Here is a 13,913-nt window from a genome sequence, read left to right as displayed (position 1 = left end):
AAAGGCAGCCGGGCGGGTGGAAGAAATTGACCCGCGGCGTTGCCGGGAAAGGGTAGGCAAAATGTTCCGGTCGGAGGCAATGGTGGCCGCTTACGAACAGATGTATATGAAAGCTCTGTCGTAAAATTATTCTTGAACGAGGTGCGGTATGCTTTTAAGACTATCGTCAGATGAGGGATGGACCATATCCGGGGATAGTATTGAGACAGCAAGAATGGGGTTTTGGGAAACAGTATTCACCCTGGGAAACGGCTACCTGGGGTCGAGGGGAATTCTGGAGGAGGGGTGCGAAAAAGGTTGCGCGGGCACTTACTTTGCGGGCGTATATGACCGCGGCGCAGGACAGTCTTACGAGCTTGTAAACGCGCCCAACCCGGTCCGGGTGGAGATATGTGCCGGCGGTAGAAAGCTTTCCGTGGACGATATGGAGGTTGTTGAACACCACCGCATACTGGATTTAAAAAAAGCGGCCCTGTGGAGGCGGACGGTTTTTAAAGACGGGGACAAAAGGTACGAGTACGAGTCAGTGCGCTTTTTCAGCCTTTCTGACATGCACGCGGGAGCAATGGCCTTTTCTTTCCGGTCGCTGGATGGTGACGTCCAGGTGATTGTGCGGCATATTATCGACGGGACGACGGAAAACGCGGGGCAGGCCGTCGGAAGTCCGATCAAGCATTATGCCGTGACGCGGGCGGAGGCTTTCGAAGCCGGGGGCGAAGCGGTATATTTGGAAGCGAAGACAAATGACTACGGGATTGCGCTGGGCATTGCCGCTGCTTTAGACATGAAGGCTGCCAGGCTAAAAGCGCGGGCCGGGTGGCAGAACCTTATGGGGAAGGATTATGCCGGGAGGCAGTGTGCTTTTAAGGCCGGGAAGGGAAAGAAGTACCGCTTTGACGTGTATCTTTCCCTGTATACTTCACGCGAAAAAAAGCAGGGGGTTAAGGAAGCCTGTCTTGACGAGCTAAGAACTGCCGGAAGGCGGGGGTTCGCTTACCTGTTTAAAAAGCACGTGCATGCCTGGGAAAACAGGTGGCGGCATTCCGGCGTCGAAATCGAGGGGGATAGTTTTTTGCAAAAGGCTGTCCGCTTCAATATCTACCACCTGCTGGCGGCGGCTCCTCCGGCAGACATAGATGTGAGCGTGGGAGCCAAGACCCTGTCGGGCGAGTGGTACAAGGGGCATGTTTTTTGGGATACGGAAATCTTCGTGCTTCCCCTTTTTGTGTTTACCCAGCCGGAAGTTGCGAAAAATTTCCTCCTGTACCGGTACCGCCGCCTGCCGCAAGCGCGGGAAGGGACGCGGGCGCAGGGCTACAGGGGCGCCCTGTGGCCGTGGGAATCGGCGGCCGGCGGCCGGGACGAAACGCCGCAGACGTGGGTCAATTTTGACGGTACGGTAATACCGGTGCATACTTCCAAGAGAGAGCACCACATCGCCGGCGATATAGTTTACGGCATTTCCCTTTACCACCGGGCCACCGCCGATGACGATTTCATGTGGCGGTACGGCGCCGAAATGGTTTTTGAAACCGCCCGGTTCTGGGCCTCCCGGGTTTCTTACGACCGGACCGGGGAGTGCTATGAAATCAAGGGCGTCATCGGCCCGAATGAGTTTCAGGAGTGTGTGGATAATAATTCTTATACCAATGCCCTGGCCCGGTGGGTTTTGAGGTACGCGGCCGATCTCTATTACCGCCTGCAAAAGAGCCGTCCGCGCCGGCTTGATTTTATCGCTAAAAAAATCGGGCTGAGCGGTAGTGAAGTCGACGCCTGGCGGGAGACGGCCGAAAGGATTGTCTTTCTCGTTTCACCTGACGGCCTGATTGAAGAGTTTGAGGGCTACTTTAAAAAAAAGGATGTTACCATAACTGAACTGGATAAGAACGGCATGCCGGTCTGGCCTGCCGGGGTGAGCCTGGCTGAAGTAAAAGAGACGCAACTGGTCAAACAGGCGGATGTAATCCTGCTTTTGCAGTTGTTTTCAGGTGAATTTTCGCCGGACGTAAAAAAAATAAACTTCGATTATTACATAAAAAGAACGACGCACAAGTCGAGCTTGAGTCTTTCCAGCCACGCCATAATTGCCCTTGAACTGGGCGATGAGAAAAGGGCCTATGATTATTTTATCCAGGCGGCTAAGACCGACCTGGTCGATCTGTACGGCAATACGGACCTCGGCATCCATGCGGCGGCCCTGGGCGGAGTATGGCAGATTATCGGGTACGGTTTTGCCGGTATAGCGCTGCCGGACGGCATGCTGAAAGTAAACCCGGTTTTGCCCCGGCAGTGGCGCCGGCTTGCTTTGCGGCTCTGGTTTAAAAAGACGCTTGTCGAGCTTGCTGTTACAAAAGACACGACAAAGGTGTTTATAGTGAAGACGAAAGCAAGGAATCCGGGGTTTGATATAGAAATTTATGGTAAAAAGTATTTCTTAGGGCCGGGTGAAGAAATAATCGTAAAGAGGTGATAAAATTGGCAATCAGTGTGGGTTTTATCTGGGACATTGACGGCGTTGTGGTGGACAGCCCCCACATTGTAATAAAATAGAATATATATACACGGGCACAGGCAATTGCCTGTGTATTTTTGTTTTGTTAAAAGCATAATAAAAAGAGTTAAAATGATGGAGGGGGTTAAAATTATTGTTTACGTCGGAAATTGTGCCGGAACCGGAAACTGTGCCTTTGCCTGATCCGGACGTGGATCCGGAACCGGAGCCGGATCAGCCTGAAAATCCCGACCGGAAAGCCGACCCGGAGCGGGTTAAAGTAACCGGTCATTCTAAAAGTTCAATGGAAGCGATGAAGGAGATGGGCGCTGTTGGGATGCCGGAGGTAAAGAGCAACATCCACTGTCTTACTATCGTAGGCCAGATCGAGGGCCACCTGGTTCTGCCGCCGCAAAACAAAACCACCAAGTATGAGCATATGATCCCTCAACTGGTGGCGCTGGAGCAGTCGCCGGAGGTGGAAGGGGTGCTGATCCTGCTCAACACGGTGGGCGGTGACGTGGAAGCCGGTCTGGCTATTGCCGAAATGATCGCCGGCATATCCAAACCGACGGTGTCGGTTGTTCTCGGCGGCGGTCATTCCATCGGCGTGCCTATACCACCCATGACACTACCCTACGCGAAAAAGCGAGAAATACCAAGGCTTACAGGGCAAAAAACGCTTAAAGCGGTCACCTTTTTCGGGCTGACCGCTTTTTGTTTTTCACGAAAAAATATTTTTTTCCACCTCTCCATAAACGACCTCCGCCGCCCGGCGCGATAAACCGTAACACTCCGCGAACCGGAAAACGTCATAACCGCACTCCTCAAACCCATCCCTGTTCCAAAGCAAAAGGTAAGTGAGGGCAAACAGGTCGGCTTCGGTCTCATACCTTCCAGGCTGGAAAAATGTAGACCGTTCAAGGAAAAAACGATTCACGCCGGGGTGCAACAAGAAGTGCCCGACCTCATGAAGCAGCACGCCCCTGCGATATTGATTGGACAGCGAAGAATTCAAAGCGATGAGCCGCCTGCCCGCGATAGTCATGGAACATCCCCTCACCTGTTTTGTGTTTACGTCTAAGGTGACAACATTGAAACCACCTGCTAACTCTTCAGGCGGCAATAATCCATACCGGGAGATAACCGATTTTACTATGGCGAATATTTTATGGAACACTCGCGTGCCCCCCCTGTTTCTCCTGCTTCTCCCGCGCTTTTCTCCCCAAATATGCAGTAACAATAGTTTTTACGTCTTCAACCGTATCATTGTTAAATTCATGGAGATGTTTTCCATCGAACATGATGTGCGTCGATTGGAAAACCTCGGTTAGCGCCTGATCTATGTCTATTAGCTGTATCGCCTGCGCCGGCCGCGGCGCCGGGTCGTCAGTGCGGCCGAAGAGATAATCAATTGAAACATTAAGCGAATCCGCAAGTCTGTTAAGTATTTTAACGTCCGGGTTATACTTACCGGCCTCATATCGGGAAAGTGTTGCATGAGAAATTCCGACCTTTGCGGACAACTCCTTTAGCATGTATCCTTTTTTTTGACGCGCAGATTTCAATCGCTCGCCGAAAATTATATTTTGTTGTTCTTTATCTTTAGCCATGGGCGTTCCTCCTTTCCCGTTTTCAGTTTAAGTAAAAATTACGCACACTGTAAATTATATATCAGAAAAATAAATTTGTAAATAAAAAGTTACGCAGAGTGAGTGAAAAGGTATTGACATGTGCTTAGAGTGCACCTATAATTAAATTGTAGGTGCACTGTGCGTAACTCACATCGAGAAAACGCCAGGAAAGAAGGTTTTCGGCTTGGTTTACGAGGTTGACCTGCAAAAAATAAAAGAGATACGTAAGAGGAAAAGAATCAAGCAACGCGAGATTGCCGAAAAACTGGGTTACCAGTCGTGCGTCAGCTATCACCGCCTGGAAACCGGCTGCTGCGAAATAAAAGCAAAACAGCTTCCAGTCATCGCTTCTATCTTGGGAGTATCCATTGGCGATTTGTACATAGCCGCCGAAGGGGTGTGCGAGATCCCCGGTTGCAACCGGCCCGTTTTCGGCGAACCGCCCGAAGAGAAAAGGGGACTGAAAGAAAAAGAAAACCGGGGGAAACAAAGCCTTCCGGCGGCAATTAACGCTGCCCGGCGAAGAACGAGGTTTCTGCGCCGGAGGAGGAAAACAATTCCTCGCAAGCCTCCCTAAAACGCTCTAATTGCTTCGTTAACCAATCTATTAAAGAAGGTTGGTGGTGCTTTGGAGCTAAACGTACCCTTGGAAATATTAAGCTCTCAACAAGAACAAATACAGAGGTTGTTAAACGAGGGGTACGGTTCAAAAATAATATCGAAAAAGATAGGAATAAGCGTAGACCATACGAAGCAACAGATTAGAAGAATCAAAAACAAAAAAGAAGCAACCGGGGGGGGTAACAAAAATGACCCAAAATACCTCCGACGCAATACCTCTGTGCAAAAATCTTCCATATGTTGGGAAACAACAAAAGAAATAGCCGGTATTATGGAAGATGTTCCCACAACACGCATGTCTGTGGGAGAATATCAGGTCCTGCAGTTGGCCGGAAACGGTATGACGGTTAAAGCCGTTGCCGGCAGGATAGGAAAAAGCGAGAATGCTATAAGGCAGATATTAAAGCGACGGAACGTAAGCGTGTGCGATTATAAGAAAATTGATATTAAAAATATAGTTATTCCTGATGTATTATCGCCACTGGAAAAAGAAAAGACATTCATTGCAGATGCAACGAATGTCAGAATAGCCAGGTTTTATTTCTCAAACTACAATGAACCGGTTTCGGAAGAAAAAGTCCTGGCTGAAATTAGTTTGCGGGCGGCGGGAAAAATATTGAGGACGCCGGCGATATTCAAACGCAACGCGGAAACATTAAAGCGACTGCTGGCGTTATCGTCAGGTAAAAAAGTGGTTTGTATGACGCCGGAGCAAAAAAGAGATGTAGCGGAAGAGATCGAGCACTACAGGCCGCAGAGGTTGTACGTTAACATCGATTGCGTCGTTGACGATGCCGGAAAAGTAAAGAAAACAGAATATCTCGCAATGGAAAGCGGCGCATGGCAGTATTTTCAACAGGCTTTCGCCGCTTCAAACGTAAAAGATTAACCCGGTTCGTCCGGGTTTTCTTTTTTTTAAGTAAAAAAACATTTTGCAGGTGGCGCAAGTCGGCCTGCAGCAAAAAAAGGAAGGGGTGGTAAACCTGGAGCAAATCAGCGGCACAATCCGCCGCTTTATTTATCGAAACGACGACTTCGCCATCGCTGTCATGTGCGACAACATCATGTGTGACAGAACCCAGGATATTATTGTTTTGGGTTCTTTGTTTGGCGTAAAACAAGGCGAAGAAATAATCGCAAACGGTACTTGGGAAAACCATCCCAAACACGGCAAACAGTTCAAAATCGAACACTGGGAAAGGCCGATGCCGACCACGGCGGAGCAGGCGGTCGAGTTCCTATCGTCAAGCCTGGTGAAAGGCGTCGGCCCGGTGAGCGCGGAGCGGATAGTCGAGAGGCTCGGTTCGGACGCGATAACCGAGATTGTGGAAAAAGGGCCGGATGTCCTTAGAGGAATCAAGGGCATAACCCCCCAAAAAGCTGAAGCAATTCACACCAGCTTACTGGAAAACTACGAAATGCAGAAAGTCGTCGCCCGGCTTACGCCGCTGGGGTTGACCGTCAAAATGGCGCAGAAAGCATACAAGCATTTTGGCGGCCTCGCGGTTGAGCGCATCAGGCAAAACCCTTATTGCCTGATGGACATGGACATGATAGGTTTCGTAAGAGCCGACGAAATAGCGGTAAAGGCGATGGTATCGAAAGACTCGCCGTACCGCATCAAAGCCGCCGTCCGCCACGTCCTCGAAGAAGCCTGCTGGGGATTGGGGCACTGCTACCTACCTTTTGATGAACACATAGCCTCAACGTTGAAACTGCTCAATCGAGACGCCGAAGATGTTTCAGAAAGCGATGTCAAAACAGCGCTGAAAACAATGGTAAGGGAATTAGAGATGGTTGTCGAAGGCAACGCGGTATACCTTGCCTGGTTGCACAAGGCCGAAGCGCGGACGGCTGAGAGGGTCAAAACTCTCTGCCGCGCCGGGAGCGCCCGGAATGGTATGCGCGTACCGGTCTGGTCGAAGGAATTTGAGTTGAGATACCGGGTAACGCTCACGGCAGAGCAGAAAGAAGCGGCTGAAAGGCTGCTCGGGGAAAACCTGCTCATCCTGACCGGCAACCCCGGCACAGGTAAAACTACGACGGTCAAATACGTCCTTGAAACCTTTCGGAAGCTAAAACCTGACGCTGAAATACTGCTGGCCGCGCCGACCGGGAGAGCGAGTTGCCGGCTGGCCGAAGTCGCCGGCATGGAGGCGTCGACGATACACTCCATGCTGGGCATACGCCCGGGAGAGGGACCCGCATACAATAGAAACAACCCCCTGCCGTGCGACCTGCTGGTGGTGGACGAAGTTTCCATGCTCGACCTGCAGCTTGCGAACCTTTTGTTCGACGCCGTAAAACCGGGCACGAAAATGCTACTGGTGGGAGACGCCGACCAGTTGCCGGCGGTCGGCCCAGGAAACGTCTTAAGAGACATGATTGACGCCGGCCTCCCGGCGGTGCGATTAAAAGTAGTGCACCGTCAGGCGGCGGAGAGCCAGATTATCACAAACGCCCACCGCATTTTGAACGGGCGGATTCCGGCGGCCGACCACTCCAAAGGCGACTTTTACTTCATAGAAAAAGAAGCGCCGGAGGAGATTGCCAGGGTCATCCTGGCAAGCGTCGTGAGATTCCTGCAGTTGGGCTATAAAATGTCCGACATTTTAGTCTTGTCACCAATGAAAAGGGGACCGATAGGAACGAGGGAAATAAACGTTCTTATCCAGAAAACCGTTAACCCGCCCTCCGCCGCAAAGCCGGAGGTAATATATGGAAGCACAGTGTTCCGGGTTGGCGACAAGGTTATGCAGACCAGAAATAATAAGGAGGCAAACGTCTCCAACGGGGATATCGGTATAATCGATAAAATCGAAAAAACATTTGACGAAGGCGGAGTGGAGACCGGAGAAATATCCCTAGTGGTTAGTTACCCCTATGCCGGCGAGGTAAGATATGGCAATGGTCAAATGAAAGACCTGCTGCCGGCCTACGCAGTAACAATTCATAAGGCGCAGGGGAGCGAGTCGCCGGTGGTTATCATGCCGGTGAGCACGCAGCACTATATTATGTTGAGCCGCAACCTTTATTACACTGCTGTAACCCGGGCGCAAAAAAAAGTCGTTATGGTCGGCGCGAAGAAGGCGCTGGCGATAGCGGTGAAAAATGATAAGCCGGTGCAGAGGAATACCAGATTAAAAGAGAGACTGAGAGAAGCAAGGGCCGCATCTGGAGAAGGACAGGGGATGGTTGCGGGGCGATAAAGCTGGGTGGTATGCGCATACCACCCGGTTTTGTTTTTGGTGGGGGTGGTTTTTATCATGACGCGCCGTAAAACCCCCGACTTCAGCCGTGGGGATATAAGGCGCGCCGGGCGTTAGCCCGGTATCTTTTTTGCTTTGTATGTAGAAGGTGGTGGAGAAATGGAACAGGTAACCACACTCAAACTCAAGCTGTACAAACCCACGCAGGCCAAACAAGAGGTGTACCAGACGATGGCAGGCAGGTGCACAGAATTTGCCAACACATACCTTGGTTTGGTTAAGGAATTACGACCCAGAACATCAAAGCAAGCCGGGGAATACTCCGGCCCCCTGCCGTCAGCCGTTTTGAACCAGGCCATCCGGGACATCTGCTCAAAGAAGAAGGCCAGGAAATTCAAGCATCTCTGGCCCGGCTTTAACAGCCAGAACTTCCGGGTGGAAAAAGAAATATCCCAAGATGGCGGAGCCGTCTGGAAAGCGTCTTTTCCCACGCTGGAAAAAAGAGTAGGCGTACCTGTTGTGGTCCAACCATACCAGGAAAAGCGCCTGGACAGGCTGCTGTCAGGCGAAGCCAGGCAGGGAACTGCTTACCTGGTAAAGAAAGGCGGAAGCTGGTATATCCACCTGTCAATGACCGTCGCTGTCGAGCAAGAGCAAAAGCCTGAGAAAATCATGGGCGTAGACCTGGGGCTAATCGACCTGCTGGTAGCCAGCGTGTCCGGCTATACCCTTTTCTTCCCCGGAGGAGAGCTGGCTTACGTCCGGCGGCGTTACGCAAACCTGCGGCGCGAACTCCAGAAGGCCGGGGCGCACCGGGCGCTGAAAAAACTTGACGACAGAGAACACCGCTGGGTGACTGATGTAAACCACAAAATCAGCCGAGCGCTCATAGACTTTGCAATTACTCAAGGAGCAACAAAAATCCACCTGGAAGACTTAACCGGCGTCCGGTGGACAAAACAGCAGCGCCGGAAACAGAGAAAAGACCCCGGCAGGAGCCTGCACAGTTGGGCTTTCTACCAGTTGCAGCAGTTCGTCGAGTATAAAGCAGCCCTTGCGGGCATAGCGGTAGAGTACGTCAACCGGGACAAAACCAGCGTCGCCTGCAGCCGGTGCGGAGAAGTAGTAGAGAGCAGGCCCAGAGGCCGGTGGTTCATATGCCCCCGCTGCAAGAAAATCAAGCACATCGACGCGAACGCCGCGGACAACATAGCCCAGGCGATAAGCGGCCTGGCGGCGTAAATCTTAGCGGCATGGTCACAGTGTCGCCGCCCGGTTGGGTAGAAGGCAAGTGGTCTTTTGAACCGACCGGGGCGGGCCGTGTTGGCGCGGCCCAATGGGTGAGGCGGTGAAGCCCGGCAGAAATGTACAGGCGGAGCTGAATCCCGACCACAACCGGGCGCGAACCCGAAAAGGGTACGTAATTCCCGGGGAATCCTCTGAATTCAGTCAGGGGAGGACGTCAAACGAATTAGATAATATGCAAATGAATCGAAGAAGCCGGGCCGGATAAATATGTGCCCGGCTTGTTTTTGGTGGGGGTGGTTTTTGTGGACAAGAAAACAGGCGAAAAAACGTTGATAATTCTTGATCCTGTGCTAAAAAAGGGTTTCGTAGCTACCCCCAACCTAATTTTAGCCGCGCCGGGGTTATCTTTGCCGGCAAAAGCGTTGTACTCCATTCTCTTAATGTTTGCTTGGCAGAAGGAAGAATGTTTTCCCGGTCAGGAAAAACTGGCGGAGGTGGCTGGATGCACCGACAGGACGATAAGAAAATATCTCGACGAACTTCGGGAATATGGTTTGATCTCGTGGACGCAGAGGGGATTAAACCAGACAAATATTTACTACATTAACGATATTTCAAAAGTCGGCAGGCTGCAAGCCTTGTGCTGCAAGGACCGGAAAGAGCTTTCCGGTCCGGACCGGAAAGGATGTTCCGTTCAAAACCGGAAAGAGCTTTCCGACAAAAAAGACTCAGATCAATATAATGTTGTTGTAGAGAGCCCCGACTGCCACAAATTGCCAGAGAAGAAAACACTGACTGCCAGAAGGTGCCTCTCAGCTGACACTAAAAGGACAGGGGATGATTCACAAGAGCCTCCAGTTGTCTCGATGGAGGCAGACAGTGAAGAGGATGACAAGGTAGACTCACCTGCTGTCCAAATAACGGAGGCTGACGTGGTGAGAGATCTCCAGAGTGTAGTAAAGGCTGTTTGCGCCTCGGAGATTCCGGAGGACGTGCTGAGAAAACTTGCCCTGTGCTACGGGATTGTCAAGGTTAAGGAGAAACTCCGCCTTCTGCAGTATGTCTCCGAAGTAAACAACGTGGTCGGGTGGCTGATTTCTGCTCTCAAAAATGACTACAGGAGAGTTCCGGGGTCAAATCAATCGCGCAGGCAGACCCGCAATAACTGGCCGGGGAAAAAGAGCAGGCCGGCGGAGCGGCGGATAACGGAGGACAGGTACAGCGAGAAAGAGCGGGAGATAATTAAGTCTCTGTACCTTTCGTAAGGCAATGTGGATCTGGAGAACAGGGCGTTGTTGGAAGTGTCGCTTGGTCAATTCCCGAAGAAAAGGGAACTGAAAGAAAGACAGAAACCGCACTTGGTCGGGTGAAATTTCTATCCCCAGTTCTTCCGCTACTCCCCTTATCATGACGCGCCGTCCTCCCCCCTGGCTTCAGCCATGGGGAGGACGGCAACGCTGTCCTGTAGAGGGGTCCGGCCCGCCGTTTGGGCCGGCGTCTACCGGTTTGCTGGATTCCTCAGCTTTAATGCCACACGCCGGACAGGTGGAAGAAGTGTTCTCTTCCCCGACCAACACCATCTCAATCTTGCGGGCAGCCAGCTTGTATTTGAGCAAACTGAACATCTGCCGAACATCCACTGGCGCATTCGCTGGTTATGCCGGCGCCCATAATCTTTTTTAGATGACTATTGGATGCCAAGCTGAAACAAACCTGGCTTTTTTTGATCTTTCCTACTGCTTCAGAAAGGAGTGCATGTACATGTCTTTAGTGGCTCAAAGCATACCCGCCGGCAGAAAGATAATTCAATCCGTCCGCTCGGGAGACTGCGAGATCCCCGGCTGCAACCGGCCCGTTTTCGGCGAACCCCACCACATAAAAACCAGAGGCTCCGGCGGCCGCGACATCAGGCCCAATCTGATCAACCTTTGCGCCGAACACCACCGGCAAGCCCAGGAGTACAAAATCGACCGCTTGGAGTTAGCGCAAATCGTAGCCGGCCGGGAGGACATAACGCCAGAAGAAGTTTGCGTCGCCGCCGGCCTACCCATCCCTGACACCTTCCCTGTCCTGAAAGAAAAACCACCAGAACCGTCCATAGAAGAACTCATTCAAGCGTACATAAGCCTGGAGGAACAAGAGCGCGAGTGCAAGTGGGCCAAAGGCCAGATTTTGGACGCCATGCTCCAAACAGGTGTGAAAGCTAGTTGGATAGCCTCACAGGTAGGCGCGAGCGCAGCGCAGGTCCGGGAACTGGTCAAAGTCCACCGTGCATTCCCCGACGAAGGTATGCGCGTACCCGATTTAAGCTGGTATCACCACCGCGTTGCGGCAAATACCGACCGCCCGGTTGAATGGATAAACCGGGCGGTCGGTGAACAGATGAGCACCAGAGAGATGAGAAAAGCAATTTTACAAGAGGAGGCAGGGGATGAAGCAAAATCTGCTGCGGAACATTTCGCGAGAGTGGAGGAAGAAAAAGAAGTTCAAGAAGCAAAAAATGTATTCGCGAAAACCAAGAAAGTGCTTGCAAAAGGAGGAGCCGGAGCTGAATGGCTCCGAGGAAAATTAAAGGATGTTTTCCAAGAAAAGGAGGTTTGTCATGGTACAGTGGACCTGTCCCAAATGCGGGAAAACGATGCATAGCTCCTGGGACATGCGCGACCGGGAAGCGGTCAAGTGCATCCATTGTGGGACGATTTTCATAAACCCCTATCACGAAAAGCCTGGCTAAGTCCGGGCTCTTTTTTTAACTAAAAAAACATGCGGGCGGCTTAAGCAAAGCCCGTCAAAAGGAAGGAGAAGAAAAGTTGAGATTATCCACTTCATTCCTTATGCCGGGCATGAAGCTTTCCCGGCCCATTTTCGGTTTAAACGGAGAACTGCTCCTGCGAGCGGGAGCGGTATTGACGGCGCGTAATATAATGTCGCTGCGCCGCAACGGGGTCTTGGCCGTCGAGATAAACGGCCCCATCAGCTTTGAAGGCGACAGAGACGTTATAACCGACGAAGTGCGCCGAAATATGATGGGCGTCGTCCGCGAATGGACGTTCAAACGTTGTGACGAGGTTGCTGTTAAAACCGGCAAAACGGAATTGGTCGAAATCACGAAATCAGTGGAAGTAATAGTCGAGGAAATCCTCTCCGGTAAAGAAGTCGCCGGGAGCCTGGCTGAAATATGCTCGTGTGATATTTACACGTATGCCCACTCGGTTGATGTGTGCATCCTGTCGCTCATGGTAGGAGTTAAATTGGGCTACCCAAAGCCCAAGCTGCTTCGATTGGGAGTGGGTAGCCTGCTCCACGACATAGGCAAAGTAAAGGTACCAGCGGAGATACTGAACAAACCGGGCGAATTAACCCCAAATGAATTTGCCGAGATTAAAAAACATCCTGAGTACGGGCGCCAGATGTTCGTAAACATACGCAACGCCAGTTCACAAAGCGCGGCGATTATCCTGAACCACCACGAAAGGTACGACGGCAGCGGCTATCCGCGCAGCTTGAAGGGGGACAAAATCGATGAAATGTCCGCCATATGCGGCGTCGCCGACGTTTACAACGCAATAACCACAGACAGGGTTTACAGGAAAGCGCTGCCGCCGCACGAAGCTTACGAGATGATAATGGCTTCCGGCGGCTTTATGTTTAATTTTAAAGTGGTAAACGCTTTCCTGGAATGCGTAACGCCGTATCCTGTCGGTTCGATGGTCAGGTTAAGCAACGGCCTGGCCGGGGTCGTGTGCAAGTTGAATGTTGCGCCCTTCAGGCCGGTAGTCAAAACGGTTGAAGGCGAAGAAATTGATCTGCTGGATAGGGCTAACATAAGCGTTGTTATTGCAGATGTTATGCATCCGGAGGAGTTGCGGAACCTGGCAAGTAAAGAAACAGACACAATCAACGCGGCTGCTCACGGGAAAAAGACGGTGCAGGCGCGAGGGTAAAGTAATCAGGGATATCAAAAAAACCGCGAAGAAAGGAAGATTTTTTTGGTTCAAAACACTGGAAATGCGGCAATCTCCTGGGGTATAATATTCCCAGGGGTGGATGTTATGGATATAGAAAAAATCAAAGAAATAGCCGTCCCGATATTGCGGCGGCACGGCGTAGCAAGGGCGTCTATCTTTGGCTCCCACGCGAAAGGAAGAGAAAACGAAATCAGCGACGTAGATGTCCTGATTGAGTATGCTCCTGGTGTTAGGAAATCACTCCTCACCCGCGCCAGAATAATTGACGAGTTAAGGGAATCTCTTCAAAAAGATGTGGACGTGGTAACGGAAGGTGCTTTGTCCCATTATTTCCGAGAAGAAGTATTACGGGAAAAAAAGGTGATCATGTGAAGGAAAAAGGCGATAAGGTGCGGCTTAACCACGTCTTAGAAAGCACCGGCTTAATTTCGAAATGGGTCACTGGCAAGGGAAAAGAAGGCTTTCTTGGTGACAAGATGCTTCAGGAAGCGGTAATCAGACAAATCGAGGTAATCGGAGAAGCGGTCAAGAGTGTGTCGAACCAGCTTAAAGAAAAACATCCAGAAGTACCGTGGAGAGAAATAGCAGGAATGAGGAATATCTTGATCCACGAATATTTTGGGGTGGACTTAGAAGAAGTTTGGGGAACAGTTATCGAAGACATTCCTGAATTGCTTAAACAAATCAAGATTATCCTTCAAGAGATGGATTAATAGCATAATCCTAAAAAGGTCAACAAGTC

General features: G+C 51.1%; 15 protein-coding genes and 1 pseudogene. 12 read left to right on the top strand and 4 right to left on the bottom strand.

Features of this window, described 5'->3' with window-relative positions; genetic code table 11:
• Together C4542_02275 and C4542_02270 are read left to right on the top strand one after the other, a co-directional pair.
• Nucleotides 1-124, top strand: a 124-nt coding sequence (locus C4542_02275; protein ID RJO62805.1) for a glycosyltransferase family 4 protein, incomplete at its 5' end; no start/stop codon positions are given.
• 24 nt (nt 125-148) lie between these two features.
• Nucleotides 149-2,470, top strand: a complete 2,322-nt coding sequence (locus tag C4542_02270) for a glycoside hydrolase family 65 protein (protein RJO62804.1) — start codon at nt 149-151, stop codon at nt 2,468-2,470.
• A 24-nt stretch (nt 2,471-2,494) separates the two neighbouring features.
• Here the strand turns inward: C4542_02270 and C4542_02265 are convergent.
• Nucleotides 2,495-2,719, bottom strand: a pseudogene (locus tag C4542_02265) (hypothetical protein).
• Between the two features lie 76 nt (nt 2,720-2,795).
• On the opposite strand from C4542_02265, the gene C4542_02260 reads away from it, so the two are divergent.
• Nucleotides 2,796-3,275 (top strand): hypothetical protein, encoded by a 480-nt coding sequence (locus C4542_02260; GenBank protein ID RJO62808.1) that lies wholly within the window; start codon nt 2,796-2,798, stop codon nt 3,273-3,275.
• On the opposite strand, the gene C4542_02255 is transcribed toward C4542_02260, so the two are convergent.
• Both C4542_02255 and C4542_02250 read right to left on the bottom strand, forming a co-directional pair.
• Entirely contained in the window at nt 3,216-3,734 is a 519-nt protein-coding gene (locus tag C4542_02255) for an ImmA/IrrE family metallo-endopeptidase (GenBank protein RJO62803.1), read from the bottom strand. The two genes, C4542_02260 and C4542_02255, sit on opposite strands and share 60 nt — an antisense overlap.
• Complete coding sequence (locus tag C4542_02250; GenBank protein ID RJO62802.1) at nt 3,661-4,104, bottom strand: helix-turn-helix domain-containing protein; 444 nt, start codon at nt 4,102-4,104, stop codon at nt 3,661-3,663. The genes C4542_02255 and C4542_02250 overlap by 74 nt, the downstream gene beginning before the upstream one ends.
• Before the next feature lie 205 nt (nt 4,105-4,309).
• Here C4542_02250 and C4542_02245 point away from each other — a divergent pair, with 205 nt between their 5' ends.
• From C4542_02245 to C4542_02225, 5 genes are all read left to right on the top strand, one after another.
• On the top strand, nt 4,310-4,702 hold the full coding sequence (locus tag C4542_02245) for an XRE family transcriptional regulator (protein ID RJO62801.1): 393 nt from the start codon (nt 4,310-4,312) through the stop codon (nt 4,700-4,702).
• A 108-nt stretch (nt 4,703-4,810) separates the two neighbouring features.
• Nucleotides 4,811-5,635 carry a hypothetical protein gene (locus tag C4542_02240; protein ID RJO62800.1) on the top strand — a complete coding sequence of 275 codons (825 nt, stop codon included), beginning with the start codon at nt 4,811-4,813 and terminating at the stop codon, nt 5,633-5,635.
• Between the two features lie 94 nt (nt 5,636-5,729).
• A complete protein-coding gene (locus tag C4542_02235; protein ID RJO62807.1) occupies nt 5,730-7,955 on the top strand; it encodes an ATP-dependent RecD-like DNA helicase in 2,226 nt (741 codons plus the stop codon).
• Between the two features lie 159 nt (nt 7,956-8,114).
• The gene (locus C4542_02230; protein ID RJO62799.1) at nt 8,115-9,197 is read left to right on the top strand and encodes a transposase; all 1,083 of its coding nucleotides are present in this window, start codon (nt 8,115-8,117) and stop codon (nt 9,195-9,197) included.
• A gap of 275 nt (nt 9,198-9,472) precedes the next feature.
• Nucleotides 9,473-10,468: a helix-turn-helix domain-containing protein gene (locus C4542_02225; protein ID RJO62798.1), complete on the top strand. Its 996-nt coding sequence runs from the start codon at nt 9,473-9,475 to the stop codon at nt 10,466-10,468.
• A 168-nt stretch (nt 10,469-10,636) separates the two neighbouring features.
• Here the strand turns inward: C4542_02225 and C4542_02220 are convergent, their stop codons facing one another.
• Nucleotides 10,637-10,828 carry a hypothetical protein gene (locus tag C4542_02220; GenBank protein ID RJO62797.1) on the bottom strand — a complete coding sequence of 64 codons (192 nt, stop codon included), beginning with the start codon at nt 10,826-10,828 and terminating at the stop codon, nt 10,637-10,639.
• A 136-nt stretch (nt 10,829-10,964) separates the two neighbouring features.
• On the opposite strand from C4542_02220, the gene C4542_02215 reads away from it, so the two are divergent.
• From C4542_02215 to C4542_02200, 4 genes are all read left to right on the top strand, one after another.
• Nucleotides 10,965-11,849 carry an HNH endonuclease gene (locus C4542_02215; GenBank protein RJO62796.1) on the top strand — a complete coding sequence of 295 codons (885 nt, stop codon included), beginning with the start codon at nt 10,965-10,967 and terminating at the stop codon, nt 11,847-11,849.
• A 188-nt stretch (nt 11,850-12,037) separates the two neighbouring features.
• Nucleotides 12,038-13,147, top strand: coding sequence for an HD-GYP domain-containing protein (locus C4542_02210; GenBank protein RJO62795.1), 1,110 nt, complete (start codon nt 12,038-12,040; stop codon nt 13,145-13,147).
• A gap of 108 nt (nt 13,148-13,255) precedes the next feature.
• The gene (locus C4542_02205; GenBank protein ID RJO62806.1) at nt 13,256-13,543 is read left to right on the top strand and encodes a hypothetical protein; all 288 of its coding nucleotides are present in this window, start codon (nt 13,256-13,258) and stop codon (nt 13,541-13,543) included.
• Nucleotides 13,540-13,884, top strand: a complete 345-nt coding sequence (locus C4542_02200; protein ID RJO62794.1) for a DUF86 domain-containing protein — start codon at nt 13,540-13,542, stop codon at nt 13,882-13,884. Before C4542_02205 ends, C4542_02200 begins: the two co-directional genes overlap by 4 nt.
• Nucleotides 13,885-13,913 lie beyond the last annotated feature (29 nt).

The sequence above is a fragment of the Dehalococcoidia bacterium genome (assembly GCA_003597995.1).
Lineage (GTDB): Bacteria > Chloroflexota > Dehalococcoidia > Dehalococcoidales > UBA1222 > SURF-27.
The sequence above is the reverse complement of the archived record's forward strand: the minus strand, read 5'-3'. Positions and strand labels throughout refer to the sequence as shown.

Excerpts from the sequence above, each read along its gene's own strand:
- C4542_02230 (RJO62799.1), top strand. The coding sequence starts at position 8,115 with ATGGAACAGGTAACCACACTCAAACTCAAGCTGTACAAACCCACGCAG.
- C4542_02220 (RJO62797.1), bottom strand. The coding sequence starts at position 10,828 with ATGTTCAGTTTGCTCAAATACAAGCTGGCTGCCCGCAAGATTGAGATG.
- C4542_02210 (RJO62795.1), top strand. The coding sequence starts at position 12,038 with ATGCCGGGCATGAAGCTTTCCCGGCCCATTTTCGGTTTAAACGGAGAA.
- C4542_02260 (RJO62808.1), top strand. The coding sequence starts at position 2,796 with ATGGAAGCGATGAAGGAGATGGGCGCTGTTGGGATGCCGGAGGTAAAG.
- C4542_02215 (RJO62796.1), top strand. The coding sequence starts at position 10,965 with ATGTCTTTAGTGGCTCAAAGCATACCCGCCGGCAGAAAGATAATTCAA.
- C4542_02270 (RJO62804.1), top strand. The coding sequence starts at position 149 with ATGCTTTTAAGACTATCGTCAGATGAGGGATGGACCATATCCGGGGAT.
- C4542_02205 (RJO62806.1), top strand. The coding sequence starts at position 13,256 with ATGGATATAGAAAAAATCAAAGAAATAGCCGTCCCGATATTGCGGCGG.
- C4542_02250 (RJO62802.1), bottom strand. The coding sequence starts at position 4,104 with ATGGCTAAAGATAAAGAACAACAAAATATAATTTTCGGCGAGCGATTG.